At 43.4% G+C, this 16,229-nt stretch carries 16 protein-coding genes and 5 tRNA genes; 12 read left to right on the forward strand and 9 right to left on the reverse strand.

Annotation, left to right across the window (positions count from 1 at the left end):
• Positions 1–19: 19 nt before the first annotated feature.
• The 6 genes from BMY75_RS02955 to BMY75_RS02975 all read right to left on the reverse strand — a co-directional run bounded on the left by BMY75_RS02955 (position 20) and on the right by BMY75_RS02975 (position 658).
• Positions 20–95: transfer RNA gene (locus BMY75_RS02955), tRNA-Phe, on the reverse strand.
• A 4-nt stretch (positions 96–99) separates the two neighbouring features.
• Positions 100–170 (reverse strand) — tRNA-Gln (locus BMY75_RS02960).
• A gap of 1 nt (position 171) precedes the next feature.
• Positions 172–247: transfer RNA gene (locus BMY75_RS02965), tRNA-Phe, on the reverse strand.
• Positions 248–251: 4 nt separating this feature from the next.
• Positions 252–323: transfer RNA gene (locus tag BMY75_RS17845), tRNA-Gln, on the reverse strand.
• A gap of 4 nt (positions 324–327) precedes the next feature.
• Positions 328–406 (reverse strand) — tRNA-Asp (locus tag BMY75_RS02970).
• 24 nt (positions 407–430) lie between these two features.
• Positions 431–658 (reverse strand): helix-turn-helix domain-containing protein, encoded by a 228-nt coding sequence (locus BMY75_RS02975; RefSeq protein ID WP_074829481.1) that lies wholly within the window; start codon positions 656–658, stop codon positions 431–433.
• A 481-nt stretch (positions 659–1,139) separates the two neighbouring features.
• Here BMY75_RS02975 and BMY75_RS02980 point away from each other — a divergent pair, with 481 nt between their 5' ends.
• The 12 genes from BMY75_RS02980 to BMY75_RS03035 all read left to right on the forward strand — a co-directional run bounded on the left by BMY75_RS02980 (position 1,140) and on the right by BMY75_RS03035 (position 13,229).
• Positions 1,140–1,628, forward strand: coding sequence for an amidase domain-containing protein (locus BMY75_RS02980; protein WP_074829483.1), 489 nt, complete (start codon positions 1,140–1,142; stop codon positions 1,626–1,628).
• A 106-nt stretch (positions 1,629–1,734) separates the two neighbouring features.
• Positions 1,735–2,106 (forward strand): class I SAM-dependent methyltransferase, encoded by a 372-nt coding sequence (locus BMY75_RS18350; protein ID WP_242940151.1) that lies wholly within the window; start codon positions 1,735–1,737, stop codon positions 2,104–2,106.
• 324 nt (positions 2,107–2,430) lie between these two features.
• Positions 2,431–3,225, forward strand: coding sequence for a P-loop NTPase family protein (locus BMY75_RS02990; protein WP_074829487.1), 795 nt, complete (start codon positions 2,431–2,433; stop codon positions 3,223–3,225).
• Between the two features lie 342 nt (positions 3,226–3,567).
• Positions 3,568–5,511 carry a cellulase family glycosylhydrolase gene (locus tag BMY75_RS02995; protein ID WP_074829490.1) on the forward strand — a complete coding sequence of 648 codons (1,944 nt, stop codon included), beginning with the start codon at positions 3,568–3,570 and terminating at the stop codon, positions 5,509–5,511.
• A 173-nt stretch (positions 5,512–5,684) separates the two neighbouring features.
• Positions 5,685–6,101, forward strand: a complete 417-nt coding sequence (locus BMY75_RS03000) for a hypothetical protein (RefSeq protein WP_074829492.1) — start codon at positions 5,685–5,687, stop codon at positions 6,099–6,101.
• Between the two features lie 13 nt (positions 6,102–6,114).
• Positions 6,115–7,284 (forward strand): MFS transporter, encoded by a 1,170-nt coding sequence (locus tag BMY75_RS03005; protein WP_074829495.1) that lies wholly within the window; start codon positions 6,115–6,117, stop codon positions 7,282–7,284.
• A 20-nt stretch (positions 7,285–7,304) separates the two neighbouring features.
• Positions 7,305–8,150, forward strand: a complete 846-nt coding sequence (locus tag BMY75_RS03010) for a carbon-nitrogen hydrolase family protein (RefSeq protein WP_074829499.1) — start codon at positions 7,305–7,307, stop codon at positions 8,148–8,150.
• Positions 8,151–8,180: 30 nt separating this feature from the next.
• Positions 8,181–8,816, forward strand: coding sequence for a class I SAM-dependent methyltransferase (locus BMY75_RS03015; RefSeq protein WP_074829502.1), 636 nt, complete (start codon positions 8,181–8,183; stop codon positions 8,814–8,816).
• 942 nt (positions 8,817–9,758) lie between these two features.
• A complete protein-coding gene (locus BMY75_RS03020) occupies positions 9,759–10,139 on the forward strand; it encodes a hypothetical protein (protein ID WP_074829505.1) in 381 nt (126 codons plus the stop codon).
• A gap of 130 nt (positions 10,140–10,269) precedes the next feature.
• The gene (locus BMY75_RS03025) at positions 10,270–11,268 is read left to right on the forward strand and encodes an ABC transporter permease (protein ID WP_074829508.1); all 999 of its coding nucleotides are present in this window, start codon (positions 10,270–10,272) and stop codon (positions 11,266–11,268) included.
• Entirely contained in the window at positions 11,265–12,554 is a 1,290-nt protein-coding gene (locus BMY75_RS03030) for a hypothetical protein (protein ID WP_074829511.1), read from the forward strand. Before BMY75_RS03025 ends, BMY75_RS03030 begins: the two co-directional genes overlap by 4 nt.
• On the forward strand, positions 12,555–13,229 hold the full coding sequence (locus BMY75_RS03035) for an ABC transporter ATP-binding protein (protein ID WP_074829515.1): 675 nt from the start codon (positions 12,555–12,557) through the stop codon (positions 13,227–13,229).
• A gap of 110 nt (positions 13,230–13,339) precedes the next feature.
• On the opposite strand, the gene BMY75_RS03040 is transcribed toward BMY75_RS03035, so the two are convergent.
• From BMY75_RS03040 to BMY75_RS03045, 3 genes are read right to left on the reverse strand one after another with little or no spacing between them, the layout of a single operon-like run.
• Positions 13,340–15,496: a class B sortase gene (locus BMY75_RS03040; RefSeq protein ID WP_074829518.1), complete on the reverse strand. Its 2,157-nt coding sequence runs from the start codon at positions 15,494–15,496 to the stop codon at positions 13,340–13,342.
• A 6-nt stretch (positions 15,497–15,502) separates the two neighbouring features.
• Positions 15,503–15,652, reverse strand: a complete 150-nt coding sequence (locus BMY75_RS17850; protein ID WP_170844235.1) for a hypothetical protein — start codon at positions 15,650–15,652, stop codon at positions 15,503–15,505.
• Positions 15,649–16,191: an RNA polymerase sigma factor gene (locus BMY75_RS03045; protein ID WP_074829523.1), complete on the reverse strand. Its 543-nt coding sequence runs from the start codon at positions 16,189–16,191 to the stop codon at positions 15,649–15,651. The genes BMY75_RS17850 and BMY75_RS03045 overlap by 4 nt, the downstream gene beginning before the upstream one ends.
• Between the last annotated feature and the right edge of the window lie 38 nt (positions 16,192–16,229).

Below are 16,229 nucleotides of genomic sequence, written 5' to 3' on the forward strand. Positions count from 1 at the left end.
CCATTAGACGAAACGGAACTGGTGCCTTCGACAAGGATCGAACTTGTGACGCCGGGTTCTTCAGACCCGCGCTCTACCAACTGAGCTACGAAGGCAAAGTTTCCGTTGTAAGAATCGAACTTACATTTACAGTGTCAGAGACTGTCGTCCTACCATTAGACGAAACGGAACTGGTGCCTTCGACAAGGATCGAACTTGTGACGCCGGGTTCTTCAGACCCGCGCTCTACCATCTGAGCTACGAAGGCAAAGTTTCCGCTGTAAGAGTCGAACTTACATCTACAGTGTCAGAGACTGTTGTCCTGCCGGTTAGACGAAACGGAAATATTGGCGACTCCGACCGGGCTCGAACCGGCGATCTCCTGAGTGACAGTCAGGTGTTCTGACCAGAACTGAACTACGGAGCCGTATATCCTGCCTGATCGGCAGGACTAATTTGTTATGATTATATTGTCGATGGTCACACCCAGTATGTGTGCCAGAATGACCAGATTGTCAACAGAGGGCATAGCCTCGCCCCTCATCCATTTGAATATCGACTGCGGGGTGTTGAATCCATATACAGCCTGGATCTCGGATATTTTCAGACCGTTTGCCTTGATGAGAGACTTTATGTTAGCCCCTGTCGCTTCCATGTTTATAGTTGGTGTCGATGACATAAAAATGACCGCCTTTCTGATAAAATAATAAACCGCCTGTGAGCGTACTGCACACAGACGGTTTTTGTTCTATCACAAGACGATCCAACGAACGCTATACGATATACCCAATGTGAGGGCTTGAACAAACCGAACTGTCTGAGCGCAGCACAAGAAAGCTCTTATCTTGCTGCCAAGCAAAATCAAAGCTAAAATCACACTGGTAATCGTTAAAAGACTTCATTCCCATTGCCGATCTGTTCATTATAGCGTACATTGTTTTTTCACCTCTTTCAACTCAAAAAAATATTTTTTTATCGAGGTGAAAAAGTTCACCTCTTTCAACTCAAAATTTGACTTTCCTGATTTTGTTTTTCAGGAGTTATTTCCTTTGATGTGCCTATTCTAACACACTTGTCGTGAAAAGTCAAGTAGCTTTGTAGGTTAGTATGAAAGAAAATCTCCCCGCGACGTTCCTGCATACTATATAAGGGGTGATAATATGAGAGAATATCCGCTGAACATATCAGCCGAAGTCGAATACGCACGCAGATGGGCGTTTTCGCGTAATCCGTCGTTCTATGATTTTAATGATCTGGGCGGTGACTGTACAAACTTCGTGTCCCAGTGCATCTACGCAGGCGGCGCTGTGATGAACTATACCCGCGATGTTGGCTGGTATTATGTCTCCCTGAATGACCGCGCCGCCGCGTGGACAGGTGTGGAATATTTCTACCGCTTCATCACTAAAAACCGCGGCGCAGGTCCTTTCGGCGAAGAAGTCCATATAAGCAAATCCGCTGTCGGTGACGTTATCCAGCTGGGCGGCAGCGCAGGATTCTACCACTCGCTGCTGGTGACTTCTCTGTGCGGTGAACCCTGTGTGGCAGCACATTCCTTTGATGCTTTCGACCGCCCGCTGTCATCATACTCCTTTGAAAAACTCAGATGTATCCATATCATAGGCGCAAGAAAATGCTGTTCGCAGTGAACTTTTGTCACCAATAGTGGGGTTGACGTGCTGTTGGTGCTATGCTATAATTATCACTATCGGCAGACATTTTCTGCCAAAACAAAAGAAAAGCGAGGTAATAAAAATGAACATAGAAAGCCAGTTCAATATGATAGCAGAGGAGTACGATATCAACCGAAGAAAATTTATCTCCTGCTTCGATGATTTTTATATAAACACCACCGCCTTTATCGCTGCGAATATCAAAGCGCCCAAACGCATAATTGACTTAGGCTCGGGTACAGGACTGCTGGCATACTACTGGTTCAAGCATTTCCCCGAATCAGATTACCTGCTGGCAGATATCGCTGACGATATGCTCAGTGTGGCAAAACGCAGGTTTCAGGGGCTTGATAATGTGTCGTACCAGACTTCCGACTATATAAAAGAGCTTCCCGCAGTTCCCTTTGATACCGTTATCTCCGCCCTTTCGATACATCATCTCGAACAATCGTAAAAGCAGACGCTCTTTACAAAAATATATCAGGCTCTCCCCGCTGGCGGAATATTCGTCAACTACGACCAGTTCTGCGCAGGGGATACCGAGCTCAACAAATGGTATGACAGCTTCTGGGAAGGTCAGCTCTACAACAGCGGTCTCACCGACAGAGATATCGAACTCTGGCAGGAGCGCCGCAGGCTGGATAAGGAATGTTCCGTTGATGAAGAGACAACTATGCTGAAAAACAGCGGATTCAACACGGTGAAATGTATCTACGCCTACCGCAAATTCGCTGTCATAATCGCAATAAAGTAGCAAAAGTACGCGGAGGTGAATAACATGAACAGACTTATTATCATAGAGGGCTTGCCATGCTCGGGCAAAAGCACCACCTCAAAATTTATCGCGGAGAAGCTGGGTGCAGTTTTTGTTGACGAAGGAACAGGTTCTCACCCTGCCGATTATGAGTTCCATTCCTTTGTGAACAACCTCGCGCTGAATACCTTTTCTACAGAAGAACAGGCACTCATAAAAGAAAAATCAGCACTCCGCAGGGACGGTCATATCGTCCCCCTCGGCGAATTCAGCGGAGAACTTTTCGATAAACTTCTCCGATATAAAATATACGATTTTCTCCCCTGGGAGACCGAAATGCCCATTATGCTGGATAAATGGCGGGAATTCGTAAAGTCCGTCAAGCCCGATGAACGATACGTTTTCAACTGCGTTCTTCTTCAAAACCCAATGTGCGAAACAATGATGCGCTTCGGCTTTGATACAGAACGCTCCGCCGCGTATATACGCAGTATTTGCGATATCATAAGCCCTCTGGAACCCTTTGTGGTCTACCTACATTCAAGTGATATCCGCAGTGCTATCGAGAAAGCTCTTCCCGAGCGCGGTGCGGATTGGCTGAACAGTGTTATCGACTATCACTGTAACGGCGCTTACGGCAAAGCGAATAATATTATCGGATATGACGGCTATATAAAAGCCCTCGAAGAGCGACAGAAAAGGGAAGTTGAGATACTTCGCCGCCTGAAAGTCCCTTATATTATCCTCTCCGACCCTCAGGCTGACTGGCAGAAAGCATACACACGGATAGAGCAGTGTCTTGAAAATCTTGTTCGATGAAATTTTGCAGGATATAACATATCCCATTATTAACAATGATAAATAATAGCTTAACAAAGGCTGTATATGAACTTCTTGTGAACGTACAGAAAAATTGTTTTTTGAGGGTTGGATTTGGCTAAAATTTTTACATATATGACTGGGCTTTGTTCACCAAAACCCGTTGACATTTGTAAAAAAAAATGTATAATTAAACTAATGGAAAAAGTTTTCATTAAGAAGGAATTTCACCGTGGCGCGTAATTCTCTTGCGCGGCATGGAGAAAAAGGTAAGCTATTTCGCGGGAGCCCCATATTTTCCGCGAAAGACTAACTATCTATTTTTGAGAGGAGAATTATCCTATGAAGAAGAAATTCGTGGGCAAAGTACTGTCCGCAATGTCCGCTGCTGCTATTGCTGCAACGAGCGTGGCTTCTCTGCCGATCGCAAATGTCAAGGCATCTGCACTTTCAGGTCTGAATGCTCAGGGCATCGTATCGCAGATGAAGATAGGCTGGAACCTCGGCAATACGCTGGATGCACACAACTCAAAGGTGCCTGCAGGTTCTTCACCTGAAAAGTATGCTACCCAGTGGGGTATGCCTGCACCTAACGCAAGACAGTTCCAGGCTGTTAAGGAAGCCGGTTTCAACACCGTACGTATCCCTGTGACCTGGTATGAGCATCTTGAACAGCGTGGCAACGGCTACCATGTAAATGATCAGTGGATGAGCTATGTAAAGCAGACTGTTGACTATGCTATCGACCGTGATATGTTCGTTATCCTGAACATCCACCACGAGGATTTCATCAATGTTTCTCAGTTCAATGATAATACCTATTATCAGGCTGAGACCAAGATGAAGAGCATTTGGTCTGAGGTTGCTGAAACATTTGCAAATTATGACCAGCACCTCATTTTCGAGGGCATGAACGAGCCTCGTCAGACAGGCAACAGCGCTGTTTCCGAGTGGGGTAACGGTTCAGGCGATGGCGGTTACACATGGAACTACATCAACAAGCTGAACGCAACATTCGTAAATACTGTTCGTAATCAGGGCTCAAGCCAGAACAGAGAGCGTCTGCTGATGCTGCCCGGCTACTGCGCATCCAATGACCAGACAGCTATCTCCAACATTGCTATTCCTAACAATGCAGGCAATGTAGCACTTTCTGTACACGCATATACTCCTTACTACTTCACAATGGCTACCGACAGCAAGGCTAACCACAGCTTCCCCGGTCAGTCAGGTTGGGGTGCAGATTATGAAGGCGAGATCTCCAATATGTTCAACTATCTTGGCGATCTCCAGCGTCAGAAGAATGCTCCCGTTATCATCGGTGAGTTCTCTGCTTCCGACTTCGGCAACACTAACGATCGTATCGCATGGGCTAAGTACTACCTTGGCAGAGCTAAGGAAAAGGGTATCCCCTGCGTTCTGTGGGATAACAACGTTGTTGGCGTAGCTAACGGCGAAGCTCACGGCTATCTGAACCGCGGCAGCTGCACATGGTACGATGGTGCTAAGGATGTAGTTGCAGCTATGATGCAGGTTTACGGCATCAGCTCCAACCTCAACAGCTCTGTATCTGTAGATCCCAACTTCAAGTGGTCCAGCGTTGAGATCGGTTCCAACTGGGTACAGCTCTACAAGGAGCAGAACGGTAAGTCCATCGCATCCTGGAAGAACTTCACAGTTGACGGCTGGAAGAACTATGCTAACAGCAACTATGATTTCGCTCTCGTTTACGATTCCGCATCTCAGCCTGAACTCGTTCTTCAGGACGGCGGCAACAACACATGGAACCGTGTAGCCTCCAGCGATTACAGCGGAACTCCTTTCGTTAAGAAGTTCACTTATGATGATCTGATGGCAGCTGTAAATAACAGCGGTCTGTCCATGAACGATATGAGCAACCTCTTCATCAGCGCTACTACCAGCCAGCTGACAGCTTACGGTCTGTATGCAGTTCCTAAGGGCAACAACTATACTCAGCCTGATCCCCCTCAGCCTCAGTATAATACATATCCTACAAATATCAGAGTGAACTACAACACTCAGTATCACCAGATCCAGTTCATATGGGATTCAGTTCCTAATGCACAGAACTATGGTATCGCAGTTTATCTGGCAGGCAAGTGGAGAGTTCAGACTTCCTATATCCCTGCTTCTACCAGAAGCTATGTAACTCCCAAGAACCTGACACCCGGTCTGTCCTATCAGGTTGCTATCGCAGCTAAGGTAAACGGTACATGGGATACTACAAATGCTATCAAGAACGCTGTATTTGTTACTGTAAGATAATTATCAGCAGATAATTTAGCATAATATCACAAGATCTCACCGACTTTTCCGCGGCAGATACACTCTGCCGCAGAGGGTCGGTGTTTTTGTTTTTTCATTATGATTGACCTGCCCCGCGAACTGTGCTATAATTATTTAAAACGGCATCTGATACCATCAAGGAGGAAGATCATATGAATAAAACAGAGATACGTGTTGAACCTTTCGTTTCAGTCAACGGCATAAAATTCGGAACATCAAGGGATGAGATATGGAAAATGCTGGGCGACCCCGAAGATTCATTTCTCAAAGGCGATGATGATATAGAAACGGATTGCTATTCCTGCTACCATATATGTTATGATGAGGACTATAAATTTGAAGCAATTGAAGTTGTCTATGTGGACGAAGCAGACATCTTCTACGATGGCGAAAAAGTCCCCGAGACTTATGATGAACTTCTCGGATTTTTCAGATCACGTTTTGACGATGTCGAAGAGGACGGCGCAGGCTTTCTGTCTGTAAAAGGTTCGTTGGGTGTCTATGTTGAAGATGCCGATGAATACGATACTATCCTGTTCGCACGAAAAGACTATTACAGTGATATTTAGTGCGAGGTAAACAATGACAGCTCTGCTTTTAGCCGTGATATATCTTGCGTTCATAAGTCTGGGTCTACCCGATTCGCTTCTCGGCTCGGGCTGGCCTACTATGCAGAAAGACTTTGGTGTACCTTCCTCATACGCGGGATATGTCTCAATGTCCATATCTTTCATGACGATAATCTCAGCCCTTATCGCCCCCACACTCATACGAAAATTCAAGACCAACCATATAGTCGTGACTTCAATACTCCTGACTGTTCTGGGGCTGATGGGCTTTTCATTCGCCTCAAGCTACGCCATGCTCTTCCTCTTCGTCATACCCTACGGACTTGGGGCAGGCTCGGTGGATTCCGCCCTTAACAACTACGTGGCGAAACACTATTCATCATCGGTGATGAACTTTCTGCACTGCTTTTACGGCGTAGGCGCCATGATAAGCCCCTACATCATGTCCCTTGCCCTATCCCGCGCCCGCTGGAATGAGGGCTACCGCTGGACAGCCTATATCCAGTCGGGGATAATGCTGGTCTGTCTGATGTCTTACCCGCTGTGGAAGAAAAATGCAGACTCCGCCGACGATGACGAAAGCAACAGCGCAGGCATAACCACCGCCCTGAAGATACGCGGCGTTATCCCCACACTGATAGCATTTTACGCCTACTGTGCAGGGGAAGCCACCTGCTTTCTCTGGACTTCCAGCTATTTCGTTGGCACGAAAAAAGGCATAAGCACCGAACTCGCCGCCGCATTCGGCTCCCTGATATTCGGCGGACTTATGCTTGGACGTCTGATATCCGCATTCGTATCCAACAAGCTTGGTGATAAAACGCTGATACGCATAGGCATAGCCGTGGAAGCCGTCGGCATACTTCTGATATTCCTGCCTCTGAAAGGCTATATCCCCGCGGCGGTGGGATTCGTCATAACAGGCATCGGCATGGGACCCGTCTACCCCGCTATACAGCACATGGCGCCCGAAAACTTCGGCAGAAAAAACAGTGCCGCCGTGATAGGTCTGCAAATGGCATCCGCATACATCGGAAGCACATTCATGCCTATGGTCTTCGGACTTTTGCAGCAAGCCATTGGCATCGCAATAATGCCCGTGTATCTCGCATTTTTTGCAGTGATGAACATAGGCTTGCTTGAATTCGCATACAAGCGTATGCCACCGCATACCACCGAATAGACCCCAAAAAGGAGACCACTATGAGCAAACTGAAAATAGCACTTTTACAGCTGATCCCCACAGGCACTCTGGCAGGCAATCTTGAAAAAGGCATCGCCGCCTGCAGAGAAGCCAAGTCCCAAGGGGCGGATATCGCCCTTTTCCCCGAAATGTTCAGCATCGGCTACGATATCTACGACCCGCCCGCCGAGGAATGGACAGCCCGCGCTATCCCCGCAGATGACGACTTCGTGCAGTCCTTCGGCAGACTTTCCGCCGAACTTGATATGGCGATAGGCATCACATTCCTTGAAAAGCACGACCCCAAGCCCCTGAACACTCTTATCCTCTTTGACCGCCGCGGCAGACAAGCCATGAAGTATTCCAAAGTCCACACCTGCGATTTCAGTGCCGAGGTCGCACTTTCATCGGGTGATGGTTTCCATGTCTGCGACCTTGATACTGCTGTGGGTACAGTAAAAGTCGGCGCCATGATATGCTTCGATCGCGAATTTCCCGAAAGCGCAAGGATACTCATGCTCAAAGGCGCAGAGATAGTCCTTGCACCAAATGCCTGCCCCATGGAGATAAACCGCCTTTCCGCCCTGAGGACAAGGGCTTACGAAAACATGATCGCCGTTGCCACCTGCAATTATCCGGACACCGTCCCTGACTGCAACGGTCATTCCACCGTATTCGATGGCATAGCCTGGTTACGTGACGAACCGGGTGTACGCGATATGTGCATACTCGAAGCCGATGGCAGCGAGGGCATTTTCACTGCCGATATCGACCTCAAAATACTCCGTGATTACCGCGAAAACGAAGTCATGGGCGATAACTACCGCAAACCGTGGGCGTACAGCGAACTCAACGCCAACCCATAATAATACGCAATACCAATAAGGAGAAACATTATGAGTATTTTTGATGAGATCAAAAACTGGGAGAAAACCGAGGGAAAGGCGCTTATCGCTCAGCTGACCGATACTCCCGACCCCGTTATCCTTGACTATGGATGCGGGGCAGGGGATTATTCCCTCGCGGCAGCGTATGCATTCGACCAGAAATGCAGGATCTACGCAGTTGACATAAAAAAGCAGATACTGGATCATGTAACCGCAAAAGCCGAAGAGCGAAATATCAGCTGTATAACCACAGCCATGGGCAGAGAGGATTACCGTCACGATTTCGATGATGAGACCTTTGATATCATCATCTATTCCGATATCTTCCACGGCGAAGAAAAGATCTACGGCGGACTCCACCGCTTCACTATGACAGAAGAAGCAAAGCGAACCTTGAAAAAAGGCGGAGTGCTTGCAGTTCTGCCATTTCACCTGTCCAATTTCCGAAACAAGGAAAAGAAAAAATGCAAGTACACGTACAAAAAACTGACAGATGAGATATGTTCCATGGGATTTGAATACATAGAAAAGAATCTCGAGGGAATACATTTTGAAAAAGCATACAGCCCCTACTATCAGCAAAAAGGCGGTATCACATTAGAAGACCTTGAACATGGTAAAATGCTTGTGTTTAAAAAGATATGATGCTGACAGCACAATATCCTGCCAAACATTTTAAAACAAAAAGTCTGATCCTGTATCTGACTTCCCGCTGATTCAGCAAAAAACAGCCGCATCTTATGGTGGGGCTGTTTTTTTGGCAAAATTTAACATCGCCGATTAAATTAAAGCACATTAAGCGGATTAATTAATCTTTTGTGTAAATCTACAACTAAGTTCAGACATAATAATTTAAATAGCGATACGAGCTCGAAAAATCCTCCGATTTGATTAGAAAAAATATAAGATAACATAAAAAATCATCGTATCATACAAATGCTCATGGCAGTTTTTGTGTGATATACCGAATTAATTTTATAACGTTTGTATTAATTGTCTGCTAATAGGGCAGAGATCGGTGTTTGTTGTCGACTGTTTTATAGTTGATTGTACAGTTTTGCCAAATTAAGCTGTATCTCTTTAATTTCGGCACTAAATGAGATCATGCCTCAAAAAGCTCATTAGTTAAAATAACATAATCTGTTCTACGGCATAGTTAATATTAACTGTGCACGATATACAATTAGATGGCGCGAACATTTAACACTGTCAAAATTGAACTTTATCTAATTATTTGTGAGATTTCCACCCGATAACTATTTGTATGGTTTATATTCATGTGAATCTTAAACAATTATATGAATAACTACATACCATATATGAACAGCTGCATGGGCTTGACAATTCTGTGTTCATGTGATAAAATTTTCATGAACTTAAAAATACGGCAAGATTAACTTCTTAAATATAATCTCCTTAATGCTTGATTTTAATTAACCTTTCTCGCGAAATGTGTAAATGGATTTATAAAAGATCATAGATCGGTAAATGATAGTAGGGCTTTTCCCTTCAATAATAATACTAGTTTATTTGACTTTTATGCGCATGAAGTTTAAATAATATATTTTCTTTTAGGAGGATTATAAAATGACTATCAAAAAAAGACTTGCAGCATCTGTTATGGCTTGTGCAATGGTTATCTCTGCTGCTACAGCTATAAGCGCAAATGCAAAGAGCCTGGCAGAAGCTTTTTATTCCGGTGCTCATATCGACATAAGTTCAACTTGCTTGTGGAGCAGCAAAGATTACTATACCAAGACAGCTTATGCAGGCACTAACGGATACAACAAGTTTCACTATGTAAGAGCTACTGTTGGCAATCCTACAAATGGTGATGCTGTTTGGGCAGATACCAGAAGATGCTATACTTACATAGATCATGAGTGGGAAGCTACTACTTCTCCCTTGCTTTGCAATGGTGCCAGATGGAATTTCCCCACTGCTTATGGTTTCTACGGAACTAACTGATATTTCTGATAGAAAAATCTAACGTTTCATATTGAATGCACATTAACTCTGAGGGGGTCTTGAAATACAGATCTCCTCTTTGAGTTAATATTTAATCTATTCGTAAACTTATACTATTTGAGGGGCTTTTATGCACAAGATCAGATATACTACAATACTTCTGCTGGCTGTATTCTGCATCATACCGATAGTTTCTATCCTTATGATACATCATCTGACACTGACGGACACTTTAAGCAAGATGGGCTCAGGTTCCCTGGGCAAGTCAGCAGCTATACTTAAAATAGAAAATTATGATACTGTCGGTGATCTGACATCCGCCTTGTCGGCGGTGAAAGGCGATCATGCCATATACTTTGATGATACCGAAGATGACAGTACTTTACGATATATGTATTTTAACAGGAACTATATCAATCTTCCCATGAAAGAGGGCAGATTTTTCAAAGCGTCTGATTTCACCGAAGATAACGCCGTATGCGTTGTCGGCAAAGGCAAAGTCGATGAAACATATAAAAAGGGCGATGATACTTACTGCAACCCTGACGGCAGGGAGTACCGAGTTATAGGCGTGCTGGGCTATGAAAGCTCAACTGTGCTTGATGACTATATCTTTGTTAATATGCTTTCTGCCGACCTGAAGGATGCTGGTATTTTTACCTTCGATTTTTTTGATATCAGTGTTCCCGACGAACGTGCTGAAGAAATGATCGATTACTACACAGATAAAGGTATTCGGGCAGAGGTCTGTTCACAGGCAGCATCGTTCTCCGAAAGCGTAATGCCGCAGGTATTCAGTGCTAGATGGTTCATCTGTCTGTTGGCGGCGTGTTTTTTGTGTCTGCTTCTGATATCGGTGCGCTGGGTCGAACATCAGAAGAGAGAGCTTGCTATACACCGCCTTGTAGGTGCGTCAAAAAAGAACATAGCAGTGCTTATAGTATGTAAATATCTGGCGGTATTTGTCATATCCTTCGTGGTAGGGTTCGTATACTGCCATATAATTTATCCTGCGTATTTCGCTTCACTTATCTCGGGATATCTGATAAGCATAGCATTTATTATAGTATTCCTTATATGGTCTATATTCTATATCCTGCGTACTCCTATTGAGGAGGTGATACAGTGAGTCTGTTCATTATAAAAAACGGCATAAAGATACTGCGCAAGCATCTTTTCCAGACCGTCATAATGACTCTGCTGGCGTTCTTCTGTCTGTATATTCTGGGCGCGGCGATAGGTGCTAAGGAGACCAGCCACAAAGCAGAAAAGAAATACACTGAAACTTACGGAGAGATGACGCTTTATTATACAAGCGAAGGTCTTTCCGAACTTACATATCAGAATTTCTGCAATGGAGCCGGGAGAGAAGATTTCGATAAACTTCATTCCTTTTTAGAAAAGCTAAAAAACACCGATAGATTTGATTTTGTATCACTGTCATCTCAAAATTTGGAAGTAACAAGTCAGCCTTTCGATGAACAGTTTCTGTACGGTTACGAGGAGGGCAAAGCAGTAGAACCTCAGATGGGTCCCGATGATAAAATGATGTATGAAACAAAATCTATCCAGGTATCCCAAAAGTTCTTTGATACCTTCAGTGTGTCTGTATCTGAGGGCAGCGGCTTTGATAAGGGCGACTATATCCTGAACGATGACGGCGAAATACCTGTTCTGCTGGGTTCTGCATATAAGGGCTCTTTCAGTATAGGCGATACCTTTGAGGGTTACTATATGTGCGAACCTTTTAGATACCGTGTGAAAGGTTTTGTGGGAAATGACGCTTTCTTTTTCAACAGGGCGAACAATAAAATGATCTCTTGCGAGCGCTATATCATCTTGCCTGCGCTTTATTCGGATAAAGCTGATAATTTTGCAAGGATAATGCTGCTCGATCAAGTGTTCGGTTTTATAAATTCTTCCATCGGATATGAAGTGACAAAGCAGATGTTTGATGACCTCCGCACAGAGTCAGGTATCGGTAACTGGAATATTTTCCTAAATTATAAGGGAGCCATGACTTCCGAGAGCGTTCTTGATAAGTATTCGGCTATGACGAGTGAGGTATCAAAGCAGTTCGGTCTGATAGTAGTTATAATGCTGTGCTTTGCAAGTATAGTGAATATCATATCGCTGTGCAGTATGCTTAGGGAGAACTTTCAGACATTCGGCGTTGAGATGCTTTGCGGTGCATCATTAAAGAGTATCATATCCGAAAGTTCAACAGCTGTTATAATGATAATGCTTTTGAGTGATATCTCTGCATCATTGCTGCTTCTTGCTATGAACTATTCTGTAAAAGCTATACTGCTTGTTCAGCTTGCGGTGACAGGCATAATACTTTTCTCTTGCATTATATGTGGTATCTATATCAAACATATGAATCTGAATACATATATTGGAGGCAAAGAATAAATGATAAGTTTAAAAAATATATCCGTGAGCTATGGCAAAAAAGAAGCCAGAACAGATGCTTTGAAAAATATAGATCTTACCATAAACAAAGGTGAATTTATCACTATCTCTGGAAAGAGCGGCTGCGGAAAGACCACACTTCTGAATGTGCTTGGCGGGATAATAACTCCCGATTCGGGCAGCTATCTTTTTCAGGGTGAAGATGTCAACAAATTCGCTGATAACAAGCTGGCTCGTTTCAGAAACAGGTGCATTGGTTTTGTTGTTCAGCACTTTGCCCTGATAAATGACAGGACTGTTTATGAAAATATCACTCTGCCTCTGAAATACAGAAAAAAAGATGCTTCGGTCACAGGTGAAAAAATAGACAGCGTATTGAATGAACTGGGGATATTATCAAAGAAGAACAAATATCCATTTCAGTTATCAGGCGGCGAGAAGCAGAGAGTTGCAATCGCGCGGTGCATAATCTCCAATACCGAAGTCATTCTTGCCGATGAACCGACAGGAGCCCTTGACGAAGAGACAGGTCATAAGATAATGGCGATATTAAAACAGCTTAACGAAAAAGGCAAGACAATAATCATGGTCACACATGATGTTGAGCTTTCAAAGTCCGGTTCAAGAAGAATAATAATGAAAGACGGCGAGATAGTCGATATTATCGATTCATGATCATCCCTATCTAAGCTTTATATGTTTTCTATCCAAACTCAAAAAAGTCCTCTGTCTGTTGTTTCAGACAGAGGACTTTTTATATTGGGAGAAACTTTTTGGGGTAAGCATCACTCAAAGAAATTTATGATATCATAGATATAGTATTCTGTACCGGTGTTGGATTCGGGATCAGATCTTTCATGGCATAAAGTGAATATTCCTGTGCTTTCATCAAAATATCCGCCGTAATGCGTTATATTGTATTCCGTTTTGGTTATATTATATTTTACGGTCTTTATCTCTGTGATGTGATCTTTACCGATCTCATATAAAGTAAAGTATTTGTCATCATCGGGATAATTTGTATAATCTTCATATGATGCAACAAAGTATTTGCCATTGTATGACATAGCGAAACTTGTATGATAATCACTGAAATCGTAGGTCTTTATTGTATAGTGCTTGTTGCCTACCTGTATATCTCCATTGTCATCGGGTGCGATAATTGTGAGGTTTCCCGAATACGTATAGTAATAAAAAGATCCGTTTGCCCATGAACCACAAGATGAAAAGCTAAAAGGTTCGGCTTGAGTGATATCAAATAAGGCGACATTATCTTTGCAATCGGGATCGGTGCTGATGATCCCTACGTCATCAAAGCTTTCTATTATGATAGCATCATCATTTGCTGACCAGCTCCTAATTTCCCTATCCTTTAAGCTGTCCTTGTTAAGCAGATGAGGAGTGTTGTCACCGCTGTCAATATAGAATATTTCAGTGTCTGTGTAGTAATCGCCGTTATTTTTCTTCATGGAATAGAACATTCTGCTGCCATCATTGTTAAAAACAGGACTAATATCATTTGTTATGTATTCTTTACTGATATAGGTATCAACTTCATATTCATATAAAACATTTCCGTTTTCATCGTAGACCGTAGCAAGTAAGGTAGGATTAGCCCTGCTCTTTGTATAGTCATAATTGTATGCAGCGATCTTGTTTGCAAATACATATGGGTTGACCATATCTGTAGTTATTGTAGTGATCTCAGAGTCGGTAGATGCATCGTAAATGATATATTTATTATTTTTTTGATCTTTTTCAAGATCAAGATCAAAAAGGATTATAAGGTACCTGTCATCATTTATCTGCTGATAGCCGGTGTAAACGCCCCGCGGATATTTCTCACACAGCTTTGCTATTACACTGTCTTTCTTTGTATCCTTACTGCTTGTGTTTTCAGGCTTATCCTCCGTTTTGTTATCTGTAGCAGTATCATCGTTTGGTATCGTATAGTTACCGGTATTTTTGGTATCTGCCTTGTTGTCCTTAACATTAGCATCTTTTGCGCTTTCTTTCAAGCTGTCTTCTATTTTAGCTGATTTTTCGTCGGAAGTTTCCGTCACCTTTTTTGCAACTACCGCAAATCTGCCGTCTTCACCGTTTGCGCTGTCTTTTGTAACAAGGGTAAGGTAGTCATCGTCTTCACTGCATTCAATATCTGATTTATTTATTGCTCTATTTTTCACAATGCTTATCCACTCATCGAAACTCTTCTCTTCGTCAAAATTTCTGGGTCTGAATGAATAATCTCTTTTATCTTCCCCGACAGCATCGTAGCTGAAACAGGATATCACCTGATATTCTGTTTCGGGGTCATCGAATATTGTGGAGAATTCGATAGTATTATGCTGTTCAAAATACTTGCTGTCCTTGTACTTCAAAATGGGTGATGATAAAATGGCATCGGTGTCATCAGTATAATATCCGAAGAGGACTATATTTGACGGCTGACACTTTTCATTTATCGGGTCATTATAATCAGCGAAAACAGTGCCTGTTTCATTTTCTTTCTTGTCAAATCCGTGGTTGAGATAAAACACGTTATCTTCGCCCTGGACTACGGGACTTTCAAAATCACCATTGTCTGCCAGATCTTTGAGTTTCAGGAAGCCCACAGTGTCTGCATTTTGTTCAAGATAAGACTTAGCCCAGTCCTGAACAGTCCGTGCGGTGCTGACTGGATTATCTTCCGGATCAGCTGTATCATTTTCCTTGAACGCGGAAGATTCAATGTCCTTTGTCACAGAAGATTCCCTGTCTGAATTGGGTACCGTCCGGTGGATATTGTTATTCAGCGAGAATAATGCTCCGCCCATAGCCAGCACCGCAATACAAGCCGCTATGGCACCGCCCCGTTTTATCTGAATCTCTCTGTTCGTTACGATAGTTTTGTCGGGTACTGTTTCGTTTACATTTCTTTTATTCGATATAATAGTCTCCATACTGTTTCATGCCTTTCGCATGACAGAGGAAAGAATGCGCTGCTGCTGTTCATCGGAGATAGCAGCATCTTTTTCAATATCATCGAACAACCATTCAAATTCTGCCATATCGTTCTCATTCAAATAATCGGGAAGTTCGTTTATATTTATCTTCATTCTTCTCCCTCCTTCATTAGTATCTCTTTCAGTTTTTTAAGACCCCTTGAGATCTTTTTATCAACTGTGTTTGGCTTCAGACCGAGATCTGTTGCTATGTCCTTGCTTTTCTGCCCGAAAAAGTACTTCCTCATAAATATGGAACTGTCAGGCTCTCCGAGACTTTTTATCGCCCTTGCAAGAGTGCTGCCCGTATCCTCTTTTAGGATACTTTCATATGCCACGAATTCTATCACTTCATCAAGAGGGATATCATTTTCCTTTTTTACCCTGCTTCTGAAAACATCGACACAATGTCTTCCCGCGATGAGTGACAGGCTGCTTCTAACAGATTCAAATGCAAATCCGCTTTTTACGCCTGCATTGAAGAATTTCAGGAAGATATCGCTGACTGCTTCCTCAATATCCTCGGCGGTGCAGATACTGCCAAGCTTTATGTATGCGATTTTCATTACATAAGCCGAATACTGCAGTACCACACTTTTTAGTCCGTTATCGGGATCTTTTCGCAGCAATTCGAGCAATTCTCTATCTGTCATAACAAGACCTCGCTCCTTTGAAACGTTTCACTCCATAT

It is taken from the genome of Hominimerdicola alba (assembly GCF_900109655.1).
Classification (GTDB): Bacteria; Bacillota; Clostridia; order Oscillospirales; family Ruminococcaceae; genus Hominimerdicola; species Hominimerdicola alba_B.